Origin of the sequence: Rhodococcus sp. 852002-51564_SCH6189132-a, assembly GCF_001665495.1 — a bacterium.
Lineage (GTDB): Bacteria > Actinomycetota > Actinomycetes > Mycobacteriales > Mycobacteriaceae > Rhodococcus > Rhodococcus pyridinivorans.
On sequence record NZ_LZMJ01000085.1, the window covers coordinates 138709 to 162691 of the forward strand.

Genomic DNA, 23983 nt, shown 5'->3' on the forward strand with positions numbered 1-23983 from the left:
GAGAGGAACCACCGATGACCGGACCGGCAGGAAACTGGGAACCGCAACCGAAGTACCAGAGGGATCTCGAGCCAGGGGAACTCGAGGAGTTGAACCGTCTTCGCGCCTGGAAGGAAGAGCAGGAGCGCGAGGCCGAAGCTCAGCGTCTTCGAGACCACCATCAGCAGATCGCGCTCGAAGAACAGCAACGGAGAGCCGCCGAGCACCAGCAGAACCTGTATGCACAGCAGCAGAATCAGCAGCCGTATCCGCACGCGCAACAGCAGTACCCGCCACAGAATTACGCGCATCAGCAGTTCCACGGGCATCCGCAGTCTGCGTACCCGCCCCCGCAGCCGTTCGCGCCGATCCAGCAGGTCACCGTCAATAATGTGAAACGCGCGGACTGCCCCCATCTCCTGCATCTCGTCCTCACATTGATCACGTGCGGCGCGTGGCTGCCGGTATGGATCATCCACGCCATCATCGTCGCTGCGAGGAACTGAAGGTCCGGTCGTGTGGGGGTGCAACGTTTGAGCACTCCCACCCCGGGTACTGCCGGGAACATGACCACCGTGGATCGCATCGCGGATCCGTGGGGTTCGCGCACACCCTACGGACGCGGGCAACGCTGGCCCACCCGCGTCGACACCTATCTCGCCGACGGACTGACCGAGGACGATGTCGACAGATGGGTGCAGTCGGCGACCATCCTGCATTCCAACGGCGACGGCCTCGACATCGCCGTCAAGGACGGACGCATGGTGGGGGTGCGCGGACGCGCCGTCGACCGGGTCAACCACGGGCGGCTCGACCCCAAGGATCTGTTCGGCTGGCAGGCGAACCACTCGGAAGACCGGCTCACCGTGCCGTTGATCCGCCGCGACGGCAAACTCGTCGAGACCGACTGGGACACCGCGATGGATGCCGTTGCCGGTCGCACGAAACAACTGCTCGACGAGCGCGGCCCCAGTTCGGTCGGCTTCTACACCACCGGGCAGCTGTTCCTGGAGGAGTACTACACCCTCGCGCTCATCGGTCACGGTGGCATCGGCACCAACCACATGGACGGCAACACGAGGCTGTGCACAGCGACGGCGGCTGCCGCCCTCAAACAGTCCTTCGGGTGCGACGGCCAGCCCGGCTCCTACACCGACATCGATCATGCCGACGTCATCGCGCTCTACGGACACAACATGGCCGAGACGCAGACGGTGACATGGACGCGGGTCCTCGATCGGCTCGCCGGACCGAATCCGCCGGCCGTGATCTGTGTGGATCCGCGGCGGACGCCGGTCGCGCGGGCCGCGACGGTGCACCTCGCCCCGCGCCCGGGCACCAACGTCGTCCTCATGAACGGGCTGTTGCACGAGATCCTGCGACGCGGGTGGATCGATGAGAAATACATCGAGGACCACACCGTCGGATTCGACGAACTGCGCACCCAACTCGACGACTATCCCCTCGAGAAGGCCGCCGAGACTTGCGACGTCCCCATCGAGGATCTGCGGGAGACCGCTCGACTGCTCGGCACGGCGGAGCGGCTGCTCTCGACGGTCCTGCAGGGCTTCTACCAGTCCCATCAGGCCACCGCGGCTGCCGTGCAGGTGAACAACATCCATCTCGTGCGCGGCATGCTCGGTAGGCCCGGTTGCGGAGTCCTCCAGATGAATGGGCAGCCCACCGCGCAGAACACCCGCGAATGCGGCGCCGACGGCGACCTGCCGGCCTTCCGCAACTGGGCCAACGAATCGCACGTCGAGGACCTCGCCCGGGTGTGGAACATCGATCCGATGCGGATCCCGCACTACACCGCGCCCACCCACCTCATGCAGATGATGCGGTACGTCGAGGACGGCTCGATCCGCTTCCTCTACGTGAGCGGGACGAACCCGGCGGTGTCCCTGCCGGAACTGCGCCGGGTGCGTGAGATCCTCTCCCTGGACAGGCTTTTCCTCGTTGTGCAGGACATCTTCCTGTCGGAGACCGCGCAGCTGGCCGACGTCGTCCTGCCCGCTGCGACCTGGGGTGAGAAGACCGGGACGTTCACCAACACCGACCGGACCGTGCACCTGTCGGAGAAGGCCGTCGAACCACCCGGACAGGCCAGACCCGATCTCGACATCTTCGTCGACTACGCGCGCCGGATCGATCTGCGTGACAAGGACGGAGACCCGCTCGTGAAGTGGTCCACGCCCGAGGAGGCATTCGAGGCGTGGAAGGAGTGCACGGCCGGGCGGCCCTGCGACTACACGGGCATCACCTACGAAAAACTACGTGGCGGAAGCGGAATCCAGTGGCCGTGCAACGCCGACGCACCCGACGGGACCGAACGTCTCTACGAGGGCGGAAAGTTCTGGGCCGCACCGGACTACTGCGAGAACTACGGACGGGACATGGTCACCGGAGCGCCGGTCGAACCCACCGAGTACCGGGCGCTGAACCCCTTCGGCAAGGCGATCATCAAGGCGGGTGAGTATCTTCCCCCGCACGAGACGGTCTCCGACGAGTATCCCTATCTACTCACCACCGGCCGCACGCTCTACCACTTCCACACCCGCACGAAGACCGGCCGCGCCCCGCAACTGCAACGCGCGGCACCGGAGGTGTGGGTGGAGATGTCGGCGGGCGACGCCGAGCGGCACGGCTGGTCGGAGGGCGACCTGCTGCGGATCGACACCCCGCGCGGGCACGTCACCGCGCGGTTGCGGATCAGCGGGATCCGGAACGGGGTGCTGTTCCTGCCGTTCCACTACGGCTACTGGGACACCCCGGCGGGCCACGAACCGGCGCTCGAGGGGCGCGCGGCCAACGAACTGACCTTCACCGACTGGGACCCGGCGTCGAAGCAACCCCTGTTCAAGTCGGGCGCCGCGCGCGCCGAACGGGTCGCCGTCGCCGAGGGCGGGCCGTCCGCGGCACCGACCACCACCGCCTCGGCACCGGTCTCCGGCAGCGTGCCCGCCACCTCGGGTGGGCCGGACGCCGAGATCACCGAGACGCTCGACGACGGAGGACCGCGATGAACAAGGTTTCCCTGGCGATCCGCGAACTGCACCGCTCGGAGAACGACCTGGCGACCGAACTGCTGCGCACGGCGGACCGGCACAAGGTCGACCACGAGATCTTCCACGTTGCGCGTGACATCGCCGGCTGGTCGCAGCAGCATGTGCGCGAACTCGCCCGCGCCGGCCACGACTACGACCTCGACCTCGACGACGAGCCTCAGGGCGTCCACGAGGTGCTCGCTGAGGTGCGGCGGAAGGGAAGCGAGATGCTCGGACGCCGACACACCCCGAGTGTCCTGCTGCTGCGGGACCTGCGCACCGTGCACCGCAGGGCGGCGGGTGTCTCACTCGACTGGGAGATCCTCGCCCAGACGGCGCAGGCCCTGAGCGACCGCGAACTGCTCGCCCTCTCCGAACGCTGCCATCCGCAGACCCTGCGCCAACTGCGCTGGGCGAACGCGAAACTCAAGGAGATCGCAGCGCAGACGGTCATCACCGACTGAGCGACGGCACCGTCAGGGGCGTTCGAATCTCTCCTCGCGCCCGAGTCTGCGCAACCGGATCCACTCGCGCAGACCGGCCGGGTCGCGGCGCGTGATCAGGAAGTACCAGCCGAACCGCACCCATTCCTGGGGCAGCAACCGGCGCAGTCCCGGCTGCGACAGCAGGTAGCCGCGGTTGCGGTAGGTGAAGAAGCGCTTGGTGTCGTTGTCCGGATACTGCGTGTGCATCCGGCCGCCGAGAATCGGCTTGAACTCGTCGGCACCGTCCGGGTGCAGATAGGCCGTCTGCAGGCAGGTGCCGAACGGCAGTCCCGAGCGGACGAGACGCCGGTGCACCTCGACCTCATCGCCACGGACGAACAGGCGCAGGTCGGGCACACCCACCGCGTCGATCGCCGCGGCGGTGAAGAGCGCACCGTTGAACAGCGAGGCGATGCCGGGCAACAGGTCCTCGTCGCCGAGTTCGTGCCGCCACCGCCGCCACACCACACCGCGACGCAGCGGGAAGGCGAGGCGGTCGGGTTGCGCGATGTCGCACACGACCGGCGACACCTCGGCCAGGCCGTTGCGTTGCGCGCAGTCGAGCAGCGTCGCGAGCACGTCCGGTCCCTCTGGGCGGCCGTCGTCGTCGGCGAGCCACACCCGGTCGGCTCCCAGCGACAGCGCGTACAGGATGCCGAGGGCGAAGCCGCCTGCTCCACCGAGATTGTGCTTCGAGCCGAGATAACTCGTGGGCAGGTCCACCGCGTCGACGAGCTCACGCACCGCGTCCTCGTCGCCGTTGTCGACCACCACGAGATGGTCGAGCGGACGGGACTGCGAGGCAAGAACTTTCAGCGAATCCGCCAGCAGTTCGCGTCGGCGGTGTGTGACGACGACGCCGATGATCCGTTCGTCAGCCACCGTTCGAACCCGTCGAGGCCGCGGCGTCGGGGGCGGACTTCGCGATCCGCTCACGCTCGAGCTCGTGGAGGATCGTGCGCACGTGATCGCCGGCCTCGTCGCCCTCGTAGGCGCGCACCACGTGCTCGATGTCGCCCTGCTCGCGGATCTGGCCGTGGTCGATCCACATCGCCTGGTCGCACAGTTGGGCGAGGAACTCGTTCGAATGGCTGGCGAACACGAGGATGCCGGAGCGCGCGACGAGATCCTGCAGACGCACCCGCGCCTTCTTCATGAACTCCGCGTCGACCGCGCCGATGCCCTCGTCGAGCAGCAGGATCTCGGGATCGATGCTGGTGACCACGCCGAGCGCGACACGCACCCGCATACCGGTCGAGTAGGTGCGCAGCGGCATGTTGAGGTAGTCGCCGAGTTCGGTGAAGTCCGCGATCTCGTCGACCTTGGCCAGCATCTGCTTGCGGCTCATCCCGAGGAACATGCCGCGGATGATGATGTTCTCGTAGCCGGAGATCTCCGGGTCCATGCCGACGCCGAGGTCGAACACCGGCGCGACGCGACCCTTCACCCGAGCGTGGCCGCGCGTGGGCTCGTAGATCCCGGAGAGCAGACGCAGCAGCGTGGACTTGCCGGCACCGTTGTGGCCGACGAGCCCGACGCGGTCGCCTTCCTTCAACGACATCGTGATGTCGCGCAGAGCCTCGACGACCACGACATCGGAGTCGTTGCGGCCGATCGCCCCGCCCGCCTTACCCAGGAAGGCCTTCTTCAAGGACCGGGTCTTGGCGTCGAAGATGGGAAAGTCGACGCACGCGCCGCGCGTTTCGATGCTGACCCGACTCACGATGCTGCTCCAGACGCTGACACGGGACCCGAGCGTACCCGTCGCGCCGATACCCGAGTCCCGGGGCGTACCCGGTGGGACTACAGGTACTGGCCGGTTCCGGGGTGGGTCTGACCGGGAAACGATTGATCGTTCTGGCCGCGACCGCCCTGCGCGACGCCGGGAGGAAGCGCTCCCTGACGCATCTGCTCGAGCTGGGCACGAGCCGCCATCTGCTGAGCGAACAGCGCTGTCTGGATGCCGTGGAACAGACCTTCGAGCCAACCGACGAGCTGAGCCTGCGCGATGCGCAGCTCGGCGTCGGAGGGCACCGCGTCCTCACCGAAGGGCAGCGCGAGCCGCTCGAGTTCCTCCCGCAGATCGGGGGCGAGGCCCTGACCGAGTTCGCGGATGGACGACAGGTGGATGTCCTTGAGCCGGGTGCGGCTGGCGTCGTCGAGCGGCGCGGCCTTCACCTCTTCGAGGAGCTGTTTGATCATGGTGCCGATCCGCATGACCTTCGCCGGCTGCTCGACCATGTCGGCCAGGGATTCGCCGCCGTTCTCGGTCTTCTCCTCCTCCGGCCGGACGTCGGCCTCCACGCGGGCCGCCTCCTCGCGGGAGACACGGATGGGCCGGCCGTCGGGGCCGATCACGAGAACCTGGTCGTTGTCCGGATGTGTCATGGCTCCATTCTCCCTTTCCCACCTCGGGGGTGCCCGGTTACCCGAGGGACCCGGAGTGCCGGGTACCCCGATCGAGCCTACCGAGAGGGCAACGCCGAGTGCAGGTACGGCGCGTCCCATTGACATCGGGACCTAGAGTGTCTGCCATGGCTTACGACGTTGCCCGGATCCGGGGGTTGATCCCCTCGCTCGGGGACGGGTGGATCCATCTCGATCCACGGGCAGGTATGCAGATCCCCGATGTGGTGTCGCGCACCGTGTCCACTGCCTTCCGCAACTCGGCCGCGTCGTCGACCGGACGGCACCTGTCGTCACGTCGCAGCGCCGCGATCCTCCAGGAGGCGCGCGTCGCGGTCGCGGAACTCGTGGGTGCCGATCCGGACGGGGTCGTCCTGGGCCCGAGCCACGCGGTGTTGCTCGCCTGGCTCGCCGAAGCACTCAGTTCCCGCCTCGGGCTCGGCACCGGCATGGTGCTCTCACGGCTCGACGACGAGGCGAACATCGCTCCCTGGTTGCGGGTCGCGAGCCGCTACGGCGCGCAGGTGCGCTGGGCCGAGGTCGAGATCGAGACGTGCGAGCTGCCCACCTGGCAGTACGAGGAACTCGTCACGCCCACCACCCGGCTCGTCGCGCTCACCGCGGCGTCGTCGATCGTCGGCACCGCGCCCGACGTGCGGGTCGTCGCGGATCTCGTCCACGAGGTCGGTGGGCTCATGGTCGTCGACGCCGCGGGCGCTGCCCCCTACGCCCACGTCGACATCGACGATCTCGGCGCCGACGTCATCACCGTCGACATCGCCTCGTGGGGCGGCCCGCAGATCGGTGCGCTCGTCTTCTCCGACCCCGCGCATCTCGAACGGGTTCCGGCCATGTCGCTGAACCCGCACGCGCGCGGCGCCGAACGCCTCGAGGTGGGCGGTCACCAGTTCGGTCTGCTCGCCGGTATCCCCGCGTCCATCGACTTCATGGCCTCACTGGACGACGACGCCACCGGCTCGCGCCGCGAGCGTCTCGACATCTCGATCAGCTCGATGCAGAACTACCAGGACGTGCTGTTCGACCGTCTGATGCGACAGCTCGACAGTCTCACCGGCGTGATCGTGCTCGGCCGCGCGTCGAGCCGCGTCCCCACCCTCAGCTTCACCGTCGACGGGGTCCCGGCCGAGAAGGTCGCCGCGCATCTTGCCGACCGCCGCATCGCGACGGTGGCGAGCACCCGCGGATCGAGCCGGCTCCTCGACTCCCTCGGCGTCAGCGACGAAGGGGGAGCGGTGAGCATCGGCCTCGCCCCCTACACCACGAGCTTCGAGGTCGATCAGCTCGTCCGTGAGCTCCGCAACCTCTAGTTCCGTTCGATCCGCAGCACGACCTTCCCGACGGTCTCGGGGCTGTCGAGCAGTTCGTGCGCCTGTGCCGCCTCGGTGATCGGCAGCTCGGCGTGCACGACGGGATGGACCTTCGCCTCCTCGATGAGCGGCCACAGATCGGCGCGCACGGAGTCGATGATCGCGCTCTTGCCCGACGGCCCCGAGTCCGGACGGCCGCGCAGACCGGTCGCGATGACGTGACCGCGCTTGGCGAGCAACTTGCCGAGGTGCAGTTCACCCTTCGTGCCACCCTGCATGCCGATGACGACGAGCCGTCCGTCCGGAGCGAGGACGTCGATGTTCCGGGACAGGTACTTCGCACCCATGTTGTCGAGCACCACGTCGGCGCCACCGAAGGCAGTGCGCACCTCGGAGACGAAGTCCTGTTCGCGGTAGTCGATCGCCAGGTCGGCGCCGAGTTCGCGGCAGCGGTCGAGTTTGCCGGCCGAGGCCGTCACCGCCACCTTCGCGCCGAGCGCCTTGCCCACCTGGATGGCATGTGTGCCGATGCCTCCGCCGCCACCGTGGACGAGCAGGACGTCGCCGCGCTTCAGGCCGGCGGTCATCACGACGTTCGACCACACCGTGCACGCGATCTCGGGAAGCGACGCGGCGACCGCGATGTCCATGCCCTTCGGGACGGGCAGCAGCTGGGAGGCAGGGACCGCGACCTTCTCGGCGTAACCGCCACCGGTGAGGAGGGCACAGACCTTGTCGCCGATGTTCCAGCCCGTCACACCCTCGCCGAGTTCGGAGATCACTCCGGAGCATTCGAGGCCCAGGATGTCGCTCGCCCCCGGGGGCGGCGGGTAGAGGCCGCGCCGTTGCAGCAGGTCGGCGCGGTTGATCGCGGTCGCCGCGACATCGAGAATTACGTGCCCGGGAGGCAGGTCCGGGTCGGGCTGCTCGGTCCACCGGAGAACTTCTGGACCACCGGGTTCGGTGGCGACGATTGCATACATGTGTTCGACGCTATCGCGTGCGGGGCAGTGAGGAGACGATCACGCCGCTCGCCGCGCGCTCACCTGCTCGAAGCTACCGTGCGGTAACCGGATCGGGCCGTCGGCATTACACTCCCGGCGTGACCAGCGAACGAGACGAACCCAAGTGGCTGACCGCAAAGGAGCAGGAGGCCTGGCGTCTCTACATGGACGGCAACAACCGTCTCATGAGCGCCCTCAGTCGGTCTCTCAACGACCGACACGACCTGTCGCTGGCGGAATATCGGATCCTGGTCATGCTCTCCGAAGCCCCCGACGGCGCCCTGCGCATGAGCGATCTCGCCGACGGCGTGCTCTCCTCACGCAGCCGGCTCACCCATCAGATCCGGCGGATGGAGCAGGAGAAGATGGTCGTGCGCAGCTCGTGCCCCGACGACGGTCGCGGTGTGCTCGCCACCATCACCGACGAAGGCAGGCGGCGTCTGGCGGAGGCCGCCCCCACCCACGTCGACGACGTGCGCAACTACCTCATCGACCTGCTGTCGGCCGACGAGCTCGACATGCTGGCGCGGGTCTTCGCGCGCGTCGAGCACACTCTGGCCGACCGCTGAGGTCGCGAATCGGTTATGCCCTGCTTGCGCGGAGCGGTTAGGATCTGCCACGGAAGCGTGGCAGAGCGGCCGAATGCACTCGCCTTGAAAGCGAGCTTGGGTAACACCAACGGGGGTTCAAATCCCTCCGCTTCCGCCACGGAAGAGGTTCCGGCACCCGTCAGGGAGTCGGAGCCTCTTCTCGTTTCTACCGCCGGGTGGCGACCATCTTCTCCTCGAGGATCCAGGTGCGCCCCTCGTCCCCAGCTTCCGTCGAACCGTGAGAAAGCCCCGAGCTTCGGGTCGGCGACGCCGGTCAGAAGAGTGGCACCGAGAGCATTCATGCGGCCGGTGTGCCCGCGCAGTGCGGGCATGTCCCCGGTTCCCGTGGACCGATCACATCTGTCAGCTCGGTCCGGCGGCCACCGCTCGTTCCACGGCCACGGCCGCACCGTCGTGCCAGGGCTCACCGTGGCCGACGAGGACGTGCTTCGCGCCGGTGCCGGCGATGGCCGCCAGCGAGGCGAGGGCCGTCCTGCTGTCGGCGGTCGCCGCACCCGAGACGATCTGCGGACCGTGCCTGCCCGTGTACGGATCGAGGGTGACGATGGCGTCGCCGACGATCACGGTGTCGCGGTCCGGGAGATGCAGCGCGCAATGCCCGTAGGTGTGGCCGGGTGTGTGCAGGGGGACGGGGCGGCCCGGCAGGTCGAGCGGTTGGGAGTCCTGGAAGAGCGTCACGTCGTGGACCCCGCGCACCCACAGCGCACCGGCCACGGTCATCCGGGCGAGAACGGGGATGCAGGCGGGATATCGAACGGGATAGAGCAGCCGGTTGCGTTCGTGCTGGTAACGATAGGGGTGGGCGGCGAGGAACTTCTCGTCGCGATGCGCCCATACCGGAACCCGCCACCGTTCACGCAGCCGCTTCGCCGACCCGACGTGATCGAAGTGGGCGTGCGTGAGGACGACTCCCTGCACGTCGTCGATCCGGCGACCGATGCGTGAAATCGCCTCTTCGATGCGACCAGCGGTCGCGGGTAGTCCCGTGTCGACGACGGTCACTCCGGCGTCGTCCTCGATCAGGTAGACGTTGACGTCGGCGTGCGCGAGGCGATGCACGCCCGGTGCGACATCCGTGTGGAGCATGGCGGCCCTTCGCTCGGGTGAACGTGCGGGTTCAGCTGTGTCCGTCGATCTCGTCGGCGATGAAGGCGGCCCACGACCGCACCTCGTCCTCGCCTGCGGACGGACTGAACGACCGGTAGTCGAGCGCGGCGAGTTCGGACACCAGATCTGTTGTGTCCTCGGTGCTTTCGTCGCCCACCGCGAACAACCACACGAGCTGCTGACTCAGCCCGGAGGCCCGCGACGACAACAGTTCGACGGTGTCGGGCGAGTACTCGCCGGCGTCGACCTCGCCTCCGAAGACGACGCCCTCGAACTCTTCCGACCGCTCGAGATCGGAGGTGTCACCGACGGTGACGTCGATGTCCCGCTCTCCCAGCGCGTCGGCGACGAGCCGGGCGATCTTCTGTGCCGGACCTTCGGGGCTGTCCGTGACGACGAGAACGGTCATTGTGTCTCCAGCATGTTCGGCGACTTGGGTTCACTGGTGCGTTCCCGGTCCCCGAGGGGCGGAAACATGCCCCCGGCCGTGTCAGCGGTAGACGCCGAGTGCCCGCACCCCCGGCGCCCCCGACCGGCGGACGAACTCGGAGTCGGCGAGGCGTTCGTCCGCACCGAGATCCAGCGACAGGTCGACGGTGGTGGCGAGCCGGTAGGGCTTGCTCTCGATCACGTCCCCGATCGCGCGTCGCAGTCGCGACACCTCGGCGCGGACCGACACGGCATGGTCGTCGTCCCCGTAGAGGGCCCGGCTGAGCGCTGCGACCGTCATGCCGTCCGGGCCGCGCTCGTGCAGCAACAGCAGGATCTCGGCCTGACGTGCGGTGACGATGCTGTGCCACGAGTCGTCGTCCCCGAAGACCTCCACTGTGGGCGACGACGACACGTGCAGCACCATCCGCATGCGCGACGACGAGGCCGCGCCGCGGATCAGCCAGCCGTGCGAAAGCCGCTCGGGCACACACAGTCCCATACCGGGAACGGTCAGTGGGCGTGCGTGCCGCGGAACCGCGACCCGCTCGGCGGCGATACCGGAGGCGTGCGCGACCCAACCGTCCTCGTCGACGAGCAGCACCGGTCCCCGCGTCGACGACAGCAACGGAGCAGCCTCGGTGCGCAGCCGTTCGAGTCGCACCTCGTGCCGTCGCCACAGTTGTGCTTCGGCGAGCCGGACGGCGGTGTCGACGAGGGCGATGATGGCCGGGTGCAGGGTCAGCGCGGGACCGCTGACGTCGACGATGCCCAGCAGGTCGCCGCGGATCGGATCGTGGATCGGCGCAGCGGTGCAGTACCAGGGATGCTGGGTCGTCTCGAAGTGTTCACCCGAGAACAACTGCACGGGCGCGGCCTCCGCGAGCGCCGTGCCGATGGCGTTCGTGCCGACGGTCGACTCGGTCCACACAGTTCCCTCCTGGAAACCGAGGGCGTCGGCGCGTGACCGGATCGGTGCCGAACCGCTGCGCCAGAGGATCACGCCGTCGGCGTCGGTCACCACCAGCAGCAGATGCGAGGCGTCGGCGACGGGTGTGATGACCTGCTCGAGATCGCCGATCACCGCGGAGAGGGCGGACGCGCGGCGACGTCGCTCGATCTCCGCGACGGGCAGCCGGCTGCGTTCGTTGGTGCCGGTGGGATCGAGGCCCGCGTCGAGCACGCGCTGCCACGAACGGGACACGAGCGGACGGGGTCGCATGGGTGACCGGGCGCCGCCGATGACCGCGTCGTGCATCCGCGTCAACTCGCGCGCGTAGCGCGACAGGTCGGTGCCGGGCGCGATCGCGCTGAACGTGGTCACGGTCTCCTCTTCGTCGTCGTCCTCGGAGCATAGGTGGCAAATGTGTGCTGCGCCACAAGTGGGGCGCCGTGCAACGTGACGCAACGCTTGCGGGGAACCGGCCGCGAGGAGTGTCCTGGATCACATCACCACGGGAAAGGACTCACCATGACCGACACCCTCGACAAGCCCACGACCTCCGGCACCGCGACGCCCGACGAACGCGTCGACGCCTGGTTGCGAGCTTTCGAAACCGCCCTCGCACAGCGCGATGTCGACGCCGCTGCGGGCCTGTTCGGCACCGATTCCTTCTGGCGCGACCTGGTCGCCTTCACCTGGAACCTCAAGACCGTCGAGGGACGCGAGGGCGTCTCGGACATGCTGCACGCGCGACTCGCCGACACCGATCCCAGCGGCTTCCGCACCACCGAACCAGCGAGCGACGACGACGGCGTACTCAGCGCCTGGATCGCGTTCGAGACCGCGGTCGGTCGCGGCGTCGGCCACCTGCGTCTCAAGCGCGACGAGGAGAGCGGCCAGGACCGCGCCTTCACGCTGCTGACCACGATGCAGGAGCTGAAGGGATACGAGGAGAACAAGGGCACGCGTCGTCCCCGCGGCACGAAGCACGGCGCCGACAAGCAGAGGGTCACGTGGTCGGAGCAGCGCGAGATCGAGGAACGCGAACTCGGTTACACGCGTCAGCCCTACATCGTGATCATCGGTGGTGGTCAGGGCGGTATCGCGCTCGGTGCGCGCCTGCGTCAGCTCGGTGTTCCCGCAATCGTGCTCGACAAGCACGACCGTCCCGGCGACCAGTGGCGCAGCCGCTACAAGTCGCTGTGTCTGCACGACCCCGTCTGGTACGACCACCTGCCGTACATGCCGTTCCCCGACAACTGGCCGGTCTTCGCGCCCAAGGACAAGATCGCGGACTGGCTCGAGATGTACACGAAGGTGATGGAGGTCCCCTACTGGTCGAAGTCGGAGTGCACCTCCGCGAGCTACGACGAGGCAACGGGCGAATGGACCGTCAACGTCCTGCGCGACGGCGAACCGGTGGTCCTCCGGCCGAAGCAGCTCGTCATCGCGACCGGCATGTCGGGTAAGCCGAACATCCCCGACTTCCCCGGCATGGACCTGTTCCGCGGCGAGCAGCACCACTCCAGCGCCCACCCGGGTCCGGACGCCTACGCCGGCAAGAAGGCCGTCGTGATCGGTGCCAACAACAGTGCCCACGACATCTGCGGTGCCCTGTGGGAGGTGGGCGCCGACGTCACCATGGTGCAGCGCTCGTCGACGCACATCGTCCGGTCCGATTCGCTGATGGATCTCGGTCTCGGCGACCTGTACTCCGAGCGGGCCCTCGCCGCCGGCGTCACCACCCAGAAGGCCGACCTGACCTTCGCGTCCCTGCCGTACCGGATCATGCACGAGTTCCAGATCCCCATCTACGAGAAGATCCGCGAACGCGACGCCGAGTTCTACGACCGGCTCGAGAAGGCGGGCTTCCAGCACGACTGGGGTGACGACGGTTCGGGCCTGTTCATGAAGTACCTGCGTCGCGCATCCGGCTACTACATCGATGTCGGTGCCTCGGAACTCGTCGCGAACGGCGACATCAAGCTCGCCCACGGCAACGTCCGCGAACTCACCGAGACGTCGGTGATCCTCGAGGACGGCACCGAACTCGAGGCCGATCTCGTCGTCTACGCGACCGGCTACGGCTCGATGAACGGCTGGGTCGCCGACCTGATCTCGCAGGAGGTCGCCGACAAGGTGGGCAAGTGCTGGGGCCTGGGCTCCGACACCACCAAGGACCCCGGCCCCTGGGAGGGTGAGCAGCGCAACATGTGGAAGCCCACGCAGCAGGACGGCCTGTGGTTCCACGGCGGCAACCTGCACCAGTCGCGGCACTACTCGCTCTACTTGGCGCTGCAACTCAAGGCGCGTTACGAGGGCCTCCCGACCCCGGTCTACGGGTTGCAGGAGGTGCACCACCTCCGCTGACCGACACAGCTCTCCCACGCGTCGCTCCCGCCGCCCGGCGGGGGCGACGCGGCCGTGGATCCTCCGATTCGTCACGAATAGGAGGGTGAATATTAGGGTCGCGTGCAGGTCCGCTTGACCGGGTACAGGTAGTGACTGTGAGATCACTGCAGGTCGTCGGGGGACGGGGAGTTCGATGGTGAAGAGACGCGCGGCGGCTGTAGCGGTGGCCCTGATGGTGCCGGTCTCCGGCACGACGATCGCCCATGCCCAACCGATCCATGCACAACCGGCGCACGTGCAGCCGGTGTCGGCCAGGATCGACCATGTCGAGCGGGTCGGCGACAGGCAGACGAAGCTGTTCGTCCACTCGGCCGCGATGAACCGGGTCGTGCCGGTGCAGGTGCTGCACCCGGCCTCGGCGGGGCCGCGCCCCACCCTCTACCTGCTCGACGGCGTCAGCGCCGGCGAGGAGTCCGAATTCCGCGAGAGCACGTGGACCCAACGCACCGACATCGCGGAGTTCTTCGCCGACAAGAACACCAACGTCGTCCTTCCCGTGGGTGGCACCGCGAGCTACTACACCGACTGGAACAACCCCGACCCCGTGCTCGGGATCAACAAGTGGGAGACCTTCCTGACTGAGGAACTACCCCCGCTGATCGACGCCGAGTTCGACGGCAACGGCACCAACGCCGTCGCGGGCCTGTCGATGGGCGCCACCGGGGCGATGTCCCTGATCACCCGCAATCCCGACCTCTACCAGGGAGTCGCGGCGCTCAGCGGTTGCTACGACACCTCCAGCGACCGCTCCCGCGACACCGTCCGCGGAACCGTCGCGTACAAGGGCGGCAACCCCGACAACATGTGGGGACCGCCCGACGACGCCCGATGGGAGGAGCACGACTCCTACCTGCACGCCGAGAAGCTGCGCGGCAAGGAGGTCTTCCTCAGCACCGGCAACGGCCTGCTCGGCCCGCACGATCTCGGCGCCGGCCAGGACGTGCTCACCGTCGGCGCGCCGCTCGAGATCGGCACCTTCGTGTGCACCGTCACCTACGACCGTCGCCTCCGCGAACTCGGTATCCCCGCGCAGGTCGTCTACCGCCCGTGGGGCACGCATTCGTGGGGCTACTGGCAGGACGACATCAAGGCCGCGTGGCCGACCCTCGCCGACGCACTCCGACTCCGCTGATCGCGCGTCGACGGCACCGTCTCAGTGGAGGCGGATGCGGTCGACGGCCGGCGGCTCCACGCGTGAGCGGGTCGCCAGATAGTTGTTGAGGGCGTCGAGATCCTTGCCCGCGCCGACCAGTCCGTGCGCTTCCGTACACACGGTGAAACCGTCTCCGCCGCCGGCCAGGAAGTTGTTCATCACGACCTTGTACACACGCTCGGGGTCGACGGCCTCGCCGTCGATCGTGATCGAACGGATCCGTTCGCCGCGCGGCGCCAGGCGGTCGAGCGTGTAGGTCAGATTGTGCGAGGGCGCCAGGATGCGTTCGACCTCCGAGCCGACCGGGCTGTCCTGAAACTGCTGCTCGAGCAGCACGTCGAGTTGGGCTCCGGTGAGGTCGAGCACCTGCAGCATGCTCCCGAAGGGCTGCACGGCGTAGGTCTCCCGGTACGAGACGGTGCCGTCGCCGGCGAGGAGGTCGCCGCGGAGTCCGCCGGGGTTCATCAGCGCGATCTGCGCGCCGAGATGCCGCGTCGCCGCGAGTTGTGCGTCGGCCACCAGATTGCCCAGCGCCGACTCTCCGCTCGGGCTCTCGCTGCGCGTGACGTCGGCGCCGATGCGCGCGATGGACCGGTTCGCGACCTCCGCCGACTTCTCGACTGCCCGGTCGACGAACTCGAGAGTGGTCGGATCCGGATCGATGTCGTGCGTGACGACCTGCGTGAACACGACGGTTCGGTCGCGCAGCACCTCCCGGCTCTGCCGGTCGATGACGAGGTCGGCGACCGACAGGATGCGCCCGTGCGAAGCACCCTGCACGACGGTGCGCGGCCTGCCCGCCGGGTCGGTGTAGGTGCAGTTGAAGTGCCGGTCGCCGTCGGAGGTGACGATGAGGTCCACGTCGGGGGAGACGGACGTCGCGATCGCCGCCGCTCCGTCGTCCCCGCTCGGACACGGATCGTCGCCGTCGATGGCCCCGATGTCGCCCTTGTAGAGCACCACGATCGAACGGACGCCGAGCGCACCGAGGCTGTCGGCGGTGCGGTTGACAGCGGCGATCTCGTCCTCGAACTGCAGTCCCGCGATCGCGTCGGGCCGGATGATGTCGGGGGTGTTGCTCGGCACGACACCGATGACGCCCACGGGCAGTCCGTCGACGTAGTCGATGCTGTAGGGGAGTGCGGCCGGTGTGCCGTCCGTCGTGGTGAGGTTGGCGCCGAGGATCGGGAAGTTCGCGCCCTCGAACGGTTCGGTGTAGATGCACCCTTCCTTCGGGTGGCAACCGCCGTCCCGCAGTCGCTCGAGTTCGGCGTAGCCGCGGTCGAGTTCGTGGTTGCCGAGGGTCGCGGCGGTGAGATCGAGTTCGTCGAGCAGGGCGATGGTCGGCTCGTCGTGGAACAGGCCCGACTCGAGCGGCGACGAACCCCACGTGTCGCCCACGGCGTAGAGCACGGAGTTGTCGGCCTGTTCCCTGAGCTGCCGGACGTAGGCGGCGAGATAGGCCGCACCCCCCGCGGGGACCGAGACGCCGTCCGACCGGACGACCTCGCCGTGCAGTCCCTGCGGGGGCAGCAGATTTCCGTGCAGGTCGCCGAATGCGATCACCCGGAGCGGGACGGCGTTCGAGGGGATTGTGCTCGTCGGCGCGGCTCCGGCAGGTGCCGCACCACCGAAGGCGACCAGTGAGCCGACGACTGCGCAGGTCGACAGGGCGCGCCGCACCTTGCCTGCCCCCATGCAGTTCCTCCGCCACCCGACCCGATCCGACCGCCCGAGTCTGTCAGGGCCGGATCACGCCACCGATACCCAGCTATAACGGTTGGGTCTCGTCACAGGATCAGCCGATGCCGGCGAGTGCCCGTCCCTGCCCGGTTGCGAAGTCGAGGAAGAGATCGTTCTCATGCGGGTCGCCGATCGTCACCCGGGTGCCCTCGCCCGTGAAGTTGCGGAGCACCACGCCTGCCTCCGCTGCGGCTTCGAAGAACGCGGCGGAGCGTTCACCCAGCGGCAGCCAGAGGAAGTTCGCGGCACTCGTGGGCACCTCGTAGCCGGCCTCGACGAGTGCCGCGTGGACCCGTTCCCGCTCGGCGACGACGCCCTCGGTGCGCGCGAGCAACTCGGTCGCGGCGGCGAGCGAGGCCACGGCAGCCGTCTGGGCGAGCGAGTTCACGGAGAACGGGGTGTGGACCTTGCTCAGCGCCGTCACGACGGACGGGTCGGCGACCGCGTATCCGACGCGGATACCGGCGAGACCGTAGGCCTTGGAGAAGGTGCGGAGCACGACGACGTTGCGGCGACCCTCCGCGAGCTCGAGACCGTCGGCCAGATCCTCACCGGGCTCGGGGCGGACGTACTCGAAGTACGCCTCGTCGAGGGCGACGACGATGTGCTCGGGGACGGCGTCGAGGAACTGCGCGAGCTCCTCCTTGCCCAGCAGCGACCCGGTGGGATTGTTGGGATTGCACACGAAGATCAGCCGCGTGCGGTCGGTGATCGCGGCGAGCATGGCCTTCAGGTCGTGACCGTGGTCCGCGGTGTTCGGGACGCGCACGGCGGTCGCGCCGGCGACGGCCGCGATGATCGGGTACGCCTCGAACGACCGCCACGCGAAGATCACCTCGTCGCCCGCATCGCACGTGATCTGCACGAGCTCCTGGCACAGGCTCACCGATCCGCAGCCCACGGCGATCTGCTCGGTCGGGACGCCGAGTCGTTCCGACAGTGCCGCGATGAGCTCCGTCGCGCTGTTGTCGGGGTAGCGGTTGAGGCCGGCGGCAGCGTCGGCGATCGCCTCCCGGACGCTGGGGAGCGGACCGATGGTCGTCTCGTTGCTGGCGAGCTTCACCGCACCGGGGAACGAGCGGCCCGGAACGTAGGCGGGGATCGATTCGAGGTCGGGGCGGGTCTGTGGAGTCACGAGCCGATTATGCGCCTCGTCGTGTGACCGCCGGTCGGCAGGATGGGGGAGACCGTCCATCTACACGCCTCTGACCAGGCGTTTTGCGTTTCCCCTGGGGGCATGTGTAATGTTTCGATCCGGCGGTTCGAGAGCATCGAATCCCCGAGGAGGCGTGCCAGAGCGGCCGAATGGGACTCACTGCTAATGAGTTGTCCCCCTTACCGGGGACCGGAGGTTCAAATCCTCTCGCCTCCGCCAGTTGGTGTAGCGTCACCAACGACAATTGAATACACATGCGCCCGTAGCTCAACGGATAGAGCATCTGACTACGGATCAGAAGGTTAGGGGTTCGAATCCCTTCGGGCGCACACACGAAAACCCTCACCGGTACTCCGGTGAGGGTTTTCTCGTATCTGGTTACGGAGTCGCCACGACACAGAATCGACACGGCTTGCTGACCGGCTTCAGCGACATCTTTGTGGCTATCTTCACTCGGCAAGGGACGTCACGTGACTTCCCCGGACTACAGGAGGGTGTGTGCAAGATCGGTCCTGGTCCAACAAACAGATGGAGATTCTTGCCCAGTGCCTCCGTGACAATGTCGCGACACCGGAGGGCGCTCCCGACTACGACGACGTCATGATCTGGTACGACGAGTTGGCGGCAGAGGTTCACGGCGCCAGCTCGGGTGCAAGGTGCTGGAAGACGAAGCCGAACTCTCTCCTATGCTCGACGATGTAGAGAAGCTGCTTCGAGACGCACAGCGGAAGGGGATGGAACAGTGACGGCTTTCGTGATCGAGTACAACCGGAAGACTGCCGACCGGACGGTTACGTCATTCCCCGGCGTCGACGGACGACGTGCTGCTATGCGTCGGCGTCTCGAGCTCGAGAAGTCTCGAACGGACAAAGATGTGGAGATTGTTTCGCTGGTGAGCGACTCCCTCGAGACGCTTCGTCGCACGCACTCCAGGTACTTTCAGGGCCGGGAACTGGCTGCAAACGCCTGACAGGCTAGGTTCGACCAGTTCGGGCACACAGACCAAACCCTCATCGATCCTGTCGGTGAGGGTTTTCTCGTTCGAGGATTGCTGTTTCCGGTTGCGCTCACGTGGGCTTCGCGATGATCCTCCCGGCGAAGTCCTCGATCGGCGCGCGGACAGTCCGATGGAGACCCGGTCTCCGGCGACCAGAACGGCTTGCCGCTCTCGTGCCCGGGGTAGACCGTCTTCAACTCCTTCGGGTAGATGAGGTGGTCCGAGACGAGCAGGCCGTGGAATCCGGCGTCGTCGAGCATGCGGGCGGCGGCCGGCATCTCCGTGGCCTTCATGAATGCGGTCCCGCTACGGAACTTCACTCGAATGCCCTCCGAATTTTCGATGCGCGCCGACGATGAAAGAGTGACGTTTACATTATCAAGAACAAGGTTCCATCAGAGTGTGTGACCGCAGTCATGAGGTGAAACGCCACCGTCCCCGGTCCTGCGCTACGAGTGAACGTTCCGTCTTTGTGTCGAGCTGACCCTCCACCTGGAGTCGGGGACTCGATCGTTCGTGTCCCCGGTCGGAGATCCTGCCGGTACCGCAGGTGATATCCGTCTATTGACGAGCCCGCTGGGGTGGAAGTAGATTTCGTACCACTCTCAAAAAGTTAACGAGAATTCGCACGATGGTCCGGCAACGGCGGTCGCGCTCTGCGGGGAGAAGACATGGAACTTGCGTGGTCAGAGGCCGACGCCGCCTTCAGAGACGAGGTGCGATCGTTTCTCGAGGAGAAGCTGACGCCCGAACTGCGGCGGGCCGGCCGACTCGCGACGAGCGTGTACTCCGACCACGAAGCGAGCATGGAGTGGCAGCGCATCCTCCATGAGCGTGGTTGGGCGGCGCCGGCCTGGCCGGTCGAGTACGGCGGATGCGACTGGACGCAAACGCAGCACTACATCTTCAGCCGCGAGTCGATCCTCGCGGGCGCCCCGAACCTGTCGCCGATGGGCATCCGCATGGTCGCGCACGCGATCGTCGCCTACGGCACCGAAGAACAGAAGAGCTACTTCCTGCCCCGGATCCTCACAGGTGAGGTCTTCTTCTGTCAGGGCTACTCCGAGCCCGAGGCCGGCTCCGACCTCGCGTCGCTCAGCATGGCGGCGGTCGACGACGGCGACGACCTGATCGTCACCGGCAGCAAGATCTGGACCACGCACGCCACCGAGGCGAACTGGATGTTCGCGCTCGTGCGCACGTCGAAGACCGGTCGCAAGCAGCAGGGCATCACCTTCCTGCTCATCGACATGACCTCGCCCGGCATCGAGATCCGCCCTCTGGTCATGACGTCCGGTGAGGAAGTGCAGAACCAGGTCTTCTTCGACGGTGTGCGCGTCCCGAAGAAGAACGTGCTCGGGAAAATCGACGACGGCTGGACCGTCGCGAAATACCTGCTCGTCTTCGAACGCGGGGGAGCGGCGGCAGCGCCGGCCCTGCAGGTCATGGCCGAACGAATCGCCGAGGAGGCCGCCGAACAGCCCGGTCCGTCGGGTGGCAGGCTCATCGACGATCCGGCGTTCTCCGCCAAGCTCGCCGAGGCACGTATCCGCACCGACGTACTCGAGATCCTCGAATACCGCACTCTTGCAGCGTTATCCGCGGGCAAGAACCCCGGCCCCGCGTCGTCGATGCTCAAGATCCTGGGCACCGAACTCAGCCAGACGATCACCCGGCTGACCCTCGAGGCGGCCGGTCCGCGCGGTCGGGTCTACCAGCCGCACATCACCGCGCCCGGTGGTCCGGTGGCCGACTACGTGCCGCCCGCCGACGGTTACGTCAGCGGTGAGGAGTGGCAGGCTGTCGCGCCGCTGCGTTACTTCAACGACCGCGCCGGGTCGATCTACGCCGGCAGCAACGAGATCCAGCGAAACATCCTCGCCAAAGCAGCATTGGGGCTCTGATGGACTTCGGTTTGAGCAAGGAGCAGGAGCTCCTTCGCGATTCGGTCACCAAGTTCCTCGCCGGTCGCTACGACCTGGCGCAAAGCCGGAAGGTCGCGACCACCGGCGAAGGTTGGCAACCGGAGGTGTGGCGGGCATTCGCCGAGGATCTCGGAATCCTCGGGGCCACGCTCCCGGAAGAGGTAGGGGGGATGGGCGGCGGACCGGTCGAGTTGATGGTGGTGTCCGAAGCGCTCGGGCACGCACTCGTCATCGAACCGTACGTCGACACGGTCGTCCTCGGGGGCGGGCTGCTCGGTCGTGCAGGGGTCGATCGAGCCCGGTCCGTCCTCGAGGCGATCGCTGCCGGTGAAGCCGTCACGGCGTTCGCCGCGACCGAGCCCACCTCCGGATACGTCCTCCACGACGTGTCCACCACCGCGCGTCGCGAGGGCGACGAGTGGGTCGTCGACGGTGAGAAGACCGTCATCACCAGCGCTCCGCTCGCAACGCACCTGCTCGTCACCGCCCGCACGTCGGGCGAGCGCACCGACACCGACGGCATCTCGCTGTTCCTCGTCGACTTCGACCCCACGAACCCGCCGACCGGTGTGGAGATCCACTCCTACCGCACGATCGACGACCGACGCGCCTCCGACATCGTCTTCTCGGGTCTGCGACTACCCGCCGACTCGTTGCTCGGCGAGGAGGGCAGCGCATGGCCGTCCGTCTCGCGCGGCATCGACGAGGCGACCGCCGCCGCGTCCTCCGAAGCCGTGGGTCTGATGCGCAAGGTGCTCGCCGACACCGTCGAGTACGCCAAGCAGCGTCAGCAGTTCGGTCAGCCCATCGGCAGCTTCCAGGCACTCCAGCACCGCATGGTCGACATGTACATGGAGGTCGAGCAGGCGGTGTCCGCCGTCTACCTGGCCGTTCTTCATCTCGACAGCGACGACGCCACGCGGGCACGCGCGGTCTCGGCCGCGAAGGCGACGATCAGCCGTGCGGCACGCTTCGTCGGCCAGAACGCCGTCCAGCTCCACGGCGGCATGGGCATGACGGAGGAACTCGCCGTCGGGCACTACTTCAAGCGACTGACCGCGATCGAGTACGAGTTCGGCACCGCCGAACAGCACGTCGCCCGGTACGCACAGCTCACGAAGGGCTGATCGGATCGGTCCAGGGGCCGGTGCGGGGGATCACCCCTGCGCCGGCCCCGCATCCGTTTCCGGCGGAGCCGACAGAGCATCCTCCACGCGCGTCGCGGCGACGACGGGATCCTCGTGCTCCCACACCCGCACCACCGTCCAGCCCGCGGCCTGCAGGCGCGCATCGGTGTCCCGATCGCGCTGCACGTTGGCAGCGAGCTTGGCCACCCACCACTCGGCGTTGTTCTTCGGGAACGTCGCATGCTGCGGGCAGCTGTGCCAGAAGCAGCCGTCCACGTAGACCGCGACCCGACGACGAGGGAAGACGAGGTCGGCCCGGCGTCGCATCCCCGGCAGAGGAGCGCGGTCGACGAAGAACCGCCGCCCCCGGCGATGCAGTTCCTTGCGCAACGCCACTTCGGGAACGGTGTCGCGTCGGCGTTGCCGGCTCATCCGCGCACTCGTACGCGGATCCGTCCCGGGCCGATCCGACGCCGCCATCACGGTGTCTTTCAGGCCGCCACTCGCGGGAAGCCACCCATGCGTTCGAGGTGGTTCTCGACGTCCTCGAGGAATCCGGGCAGGAAGCGCAGGTTGCCGGAGCGTGCGCGTCGGAGGAATCCTGCCGTCGCCCGCGCCGACAGCAGACGGGCGTCGAGGAGGAAACCGCCGAGGTCCTCGTAGGGAGCTTGAACGGGCCACTGCGACTCGTGCACGCGGAACGCCTGTCCGCGGGCGCCCCACGCGGCGGTCGGCCAGGTGTCGCCCGGAAGGAGCGGGGTCTCGTGGTCGGAGCTGTACGCGATGGGGTTGTTCAGACGGTGGCCCACCCACGACGCCATCCGCACGCTGACCGCATTGCCGACCAGACGCCACCGGTGTCCGGCGCGGACACCGGGGGCCTCGACGGCAGGAGCCGTCCAGTCGGCGTCGAAGCCCTGGAGTCTCTCCGCGTCGGTCAGGCCGGGGGTGACGATCTCACCGGACGGCAGTCGCACGGCCGGAGGGCTGGCGATACCGAGCGTCGAACCGCCCTTGAGCGTGGGCACGGCGTTGACTGCCCATCCGAGACCGCGCACCCCCTCGGTCCAGTAGAAGCCGCAGGGGAACAGATCGGGATTGCCCTCCATGGGCATGCCGGCGTCCTGGCCGAACAACACCGTGCGGGGATCGTCCGTACGAGAGGCAACCATCAGGACGCGGTGCCGACGCTGGGGGAGACCGAAGGCGCGGGCATCGACGACGCGGTAGGCCCACATGTAGCCGAGCTCCTCGAGAGCGTCGGTGATGTGACGCATCGCCGCACCGCGGCCGAGCTGCAGCATGAAGGGAACGTTCTCGACGACGAGCCAGCGCGGGCCGTTCTTACGCTTCACGAGACGGAACACTTCGTCGACGAGCCCGGACTTCGATCCCGTGATGCCGGCCGTGCGTCCGGCCTGGGAGAGGTCCTGGCACGGGAAGCCTGCGGCGACCAGTTCCGTATCGCGGGGGAGAGAGCGGAGACGCGTGACGTCCGGATGAAGCGGAACGTCGGGGAAGCGCGTACGTAGTACTGCCTGAGCACCCGGCTCGATCTCGCAGAGGAGATCGGTGTTCCACCCGTGTCGCCCGAGTCCGAGCTCCAGTCCGCCGATACCGGCGAACAACCCCACCATGTTCCCCGTCGACGTCACGGCACCCTTCCTCGCTCAGCTCAACGGTGAACGTTACTCGAGAAGTAGGACGATCCGTGAGCGGACGCGACGAGCACCACGATGGAGGGGTCGTCCTACCCCTCCGGTGAAGGGCTACGGGCCATCGAAACAGCCATTGAACTGGCGATTTGGTGTTCTGGGAGATGTTCGCGTAACTTATTCCAGGTCAGAGCGACACGGACACCGACCCGGGCCGAGAGGAACGGGACAACGAGGTTGGACGAAGGCGCCTGCGAATGTGATGGCTGCGAACCTTCTGGTAAGGTTTCGAGCCGCCCCTGGTTCCGAAAGCCACACGGACTTGCGTTCGTGAGGATGAGGAAGTAGGCTGGAACAGTTGCCTCAGAGCGGGTCGGACGTCAGTCCGGAGCGTGATGATGTGTGCGTGTTCTTTGAGAACTCAACAGTGTGCCGATGAATGTCAGTGCCAAATATTTTTGGTACTCCGCTCCATC

General features: G+C 67.4%; 20 protein-coding genes and 3 tRNA genes. 12 read left to right on the forward strand and 11 right to left on the reverse strand.

The genetic code is table 11. From position 1 onward, the window contains the following. Positions 1-14: 14 nt before the first annotated feature. Genes A5767_RS23860 through A5767_RS21320 form a run of 3 tightly spaced genes read left to right on the forward strand, consistent with a single transcriptional unit; the run spans position 15 to position 3490 of the window. Positions 15-485, forward strand: a complete 471-nt coding sequence (locus A5767_RS23860) for a hypothetical protein (protein ID WP_156665181.1) — start codon at positions 15-17, stop codon at positions 483-485. 60 nt (positions 486-545) lie between these two features. After that, positions 546-3005 (forward strand): molybdopterin oxidoreductase family protein, encoded by a 2460-nt coding sequence (locus tag A5767_RS21315; RefSeq protein ID WP_064853099.1) that lies wholly within the window; start codon positions 546-548, stop codon positions 3003-3005. Then, positions 3002-3490: a hypothetical protein gene (locus A5767_RS21320; protein ID WP_039584705.1), complete on the forward strand. Its 489-nt coding sequence runs from the start codon at positions 3002-3004 to the stop codon at positions 3488-3490. Before A5767_RS21315 ends, A5767_RS21320 begins: the two co-directional genes overlap by 4 nt. A 12-nt stretch (positions 3491-3502) precedes the next feature. On the opposite strand, the gene glfT1 is transcribed toward A5767_RS21320, so the two are convergent. The 3 genes from glfT1 to A5767_RS21335 all read right to left on the reverse strand — a co-directional run bounded on the left by glfT1 (position 3503) and on the right by A5767_RS21335 (position 5899). After that, positions 3503-4393 (reverse strand): galactofuranosyltransferase GlfT1, encoded by an 891-nt coding sequence (gene glfT1, locus A5767_RS21325; protein WP_016692663.1) that lies wholly within the window; start codon positions 4391-4393, stop codon positions 3503-3505. Continuing rightward, a complete protein-coding gene (wzt, locus tag A5767_RS21330; protein ID WP_085989319.1) occupies positions 4386-5237 on the reverse strand; it encodes a galactan export ABC transporter ATP-binding subunit Wzt/RfbE in 852 nt (283 codons plus the stop codon). Before wzt ends, glfT1 begins: the two co-directional genes overlap by 8 nt. 77 nt (positions 5238-5314) lie before the next feature. Further along, a complete protein-coding gene (locus A5767_RS21335; protein WP_033097823.1) occupies positions 5315-5899 on the reverse strand; it encodes a bacterial proteasome activator family protein in 585 nt (194 codons plus the stop codon). Between the two features lie 146 nt (positions 5900-6045). Between A5767_RS21335 and A5767_RS21340 the strand changes: the two genes are divergently transcribed. Beyond that, positions 6046-7245 carry a cysteine desulfurase-like protein gene (locus A5767_RS21340; RefSeq protein WP_006553481.1) on the forward strand — a complete coding sequence of 400 codons (1200 nt, stop codon included), beginning with the start codon at positions 6046-6048 and terminating at the stop codon, positions 7243-7245. On the opposite strand, the gene A5767_RS21345 is transcribed toward A5767_RS21340, so the two are convergent. Next, positions 7242-8228 (reverse strand): NAD(P)H-quinone oxidoreductase, encoded by a 987-nt coding sequence (locus A5767_RS21345; RefSeq protein ID WP_064853100.1) that lies wholly within the window; start codon positions 8226-8228, stop codon positions 7242-7244. The two genes, A5767_RS21340 and A5767_RS21345, sit on opposite strands and share 4 nt — an antisense overlap. Positions 8229-8347: 119 nt before the next feature. Here A5767_RS21345 and A5767_RS21350 point away from each other — a divergent pair, with 119 nt between their 5' ends. Both A5767_RS21350 and A5767_RS21355 read left to right on the forward strand, forming a co-directional pair. Continuing rightward, positions 8348-8818 carry a MarR family winged helix-turn-helix transcriptional regulator gene (locus A5767_RS21350; protein ID WP_033097821.1) on the forward strand — a complete coding sequence of 157 codons (471 nt, stop codon included), beginning with the start codon at positions 8348-8350 and terminating at the stop codon, positions 8816-8818. Positions 8819-8869: 51 nt separating this feature from the next. Then, a tRNA-Ser gene (locus A5767_RS21355) sits at positions 8870-8957 on the forward strand. A 245-nt stretch (positions 8958-9202) separates the two neighbouring features. Here the strand turns inward: A5767_RS21355 and A5767_RS21360 are convergent. The 3 genes from A5767_RS21360 to A5767_RS21370 all read right to left on the reverse strand — a co-directional run bounded on the left by A5767_RS21360 (position 9203) and on the right by A5767_RS21370 (position 11720). Then, on the reverse strand, positions 9203-9946 hold the full coding sequence (locus A5767_RS21360; protein WP_064853101.1) for an MBL fold metallo-hydrolase: 744 nt from the start codon (positions 9944-9946) through the stop codon (positions 9203-9205). A 31-nt stretch (positions 9947-9977) separates the two neighbouring features. Further along, positions 9978-10376 (reverse strand): flavodoxin domain-containing protein, encoded by a 399-nt coding sequence (locus tag A5767_RS21365; protein ID WP_006553498.1) that lies wholly within the window; start codon positions 10374-10376, stop codon positions 9978-9980. An 81-nt stretch (positions 10377-10457) separates the two neighbouring features. Beyond that, on the reverse strand, positions 10458-11720 hold the full coding sequence (locus tag A5767_RS21370) for a helix-turn-helix domain-containing protein (RefSeq protein WP_019290322.1): 1263 nt from the start codon (positions 11718-11720) through the stop codon (positions 10458-10460). Positions 11721-11867: 147 nt separating this feature from the next. On the opposite strand from A5767_RS21370, the gene A5767_RS21375 reads away from it, so the two are divergent. Further along, entirely contained in the window at positions 11868-13709 is a 1842-nt protein-coding gene (locus tag A5767_RS21375) for an NAD(P)/FAD-dependent oxidoreductase (protein ID WP_033097818.1), read from the forward strand. 175 nt (positions 13710-13884) lie between these two features. After that, positions 13885-14883: an alpha/beta hydrolase gene (locus tag A5767_RS21380; RefSeq protein ID WP_039584726.1), complete on the forward strand. Its 999-nt coding sequence runs from the start codon at positions 13885-13887 to the stop codon at positions 14881-14883. A 21-nt stretch (positions 14884-14904) separates the two neighbouring features. On the opposite strand, the gene A5767_RS21385 is transcribed toward A5767_RS21380, so the two are convergent. Further along, complete coding sequence (locus A5767_RS21385; protein WP_033097816.1) at positions 14905-16602, reverse strand: bifunctional metallophosphatase/5'-nucleotidase; 1698 nt, start codon at positions 16600-16602, stop codon at positions 14905-14907. Between the two features lie 100 nt (positions 16603-16702). After that, on the reverse strand, positions 16703-17782 hold the full coding sequence (gene hisC / locus A5767_RS21390) for a histidinol-phosphate transaminase (protein WP_064853102.1): 1080 nt from the start codon (positions 17780-17782) through the stop codon (positions 16703-16705). A gap of 148 nt (positions 17783-17930) precedes the next feature. Between hisC and A5767_RS21395 the strand changes: the two genes are divergently transcribed. From A5767_RS21395 to A5767_RS21415, 4 genes are all read left to right on the forward strand, one after another. Continuing rightward, positions 17931-18022 (forward strand) — tRNA-Ser (locus tag A5767_RS21395). Positions 18023-18059: 37 nt separating this feature from the next. Then, positions 18060-18132, forward strand: a tRNA-Arg gene (locus A5767_RS21400). Between the two features lie 1339 nt (positions 18133-19471). Further along, positions 19472-20704 carry an acyl-CoA dehydrogenase family protein gene (locus A5767_RS21410; protein WP_064853103.1) on the forward strand — a complete coding sequence of 411 codons (1233 nt, stop codon included), beginning with the start codon at positions 19472-19474 and terminating at the stop codon, positions 20702-20704. Next, a complete protein-coding gene (locus A5767_RS21415) occupies positions 20704-21852 on the forward strand; it encodes an acyl-CoA dehydrogenase family protein (protein ID WP_064853104.1) in 1149 nt (382 codons plus the stop codon). Before A5767_RS21410 ends, A5767_RS21415 begins: the two co-directional genes overlap by 1 nt. A gap of 30 nt (positions 21853-21882) precedes the next feature. Here the strand turns inward: A5767_RS21415 and A5767_RS21420 are convergent, their stop codons facing one another. Continuing rightward, a complete protein-coding gene (locus A5767_RS21420; protein WP_024102729.1) occupies positions 21883-22332 on the reverse strand; it encodes a very short patch repair endonuclease in 450 nt (149 codons plus the stop codon). Positions 22333-22343: 11 nt separating this feature from the next. Then, a complete protein-coding gene (locus A5767_RS21425) occupies positions 22344-23489 on the reverse strand; it encodes a DNA cytosine methyltransferase (protein ID WP_064853105.1) in 1146 nt (381 codons plus the stop codon). Between the last annotated feature and the right edge of the window lie 494 nt (positions 23490-23983).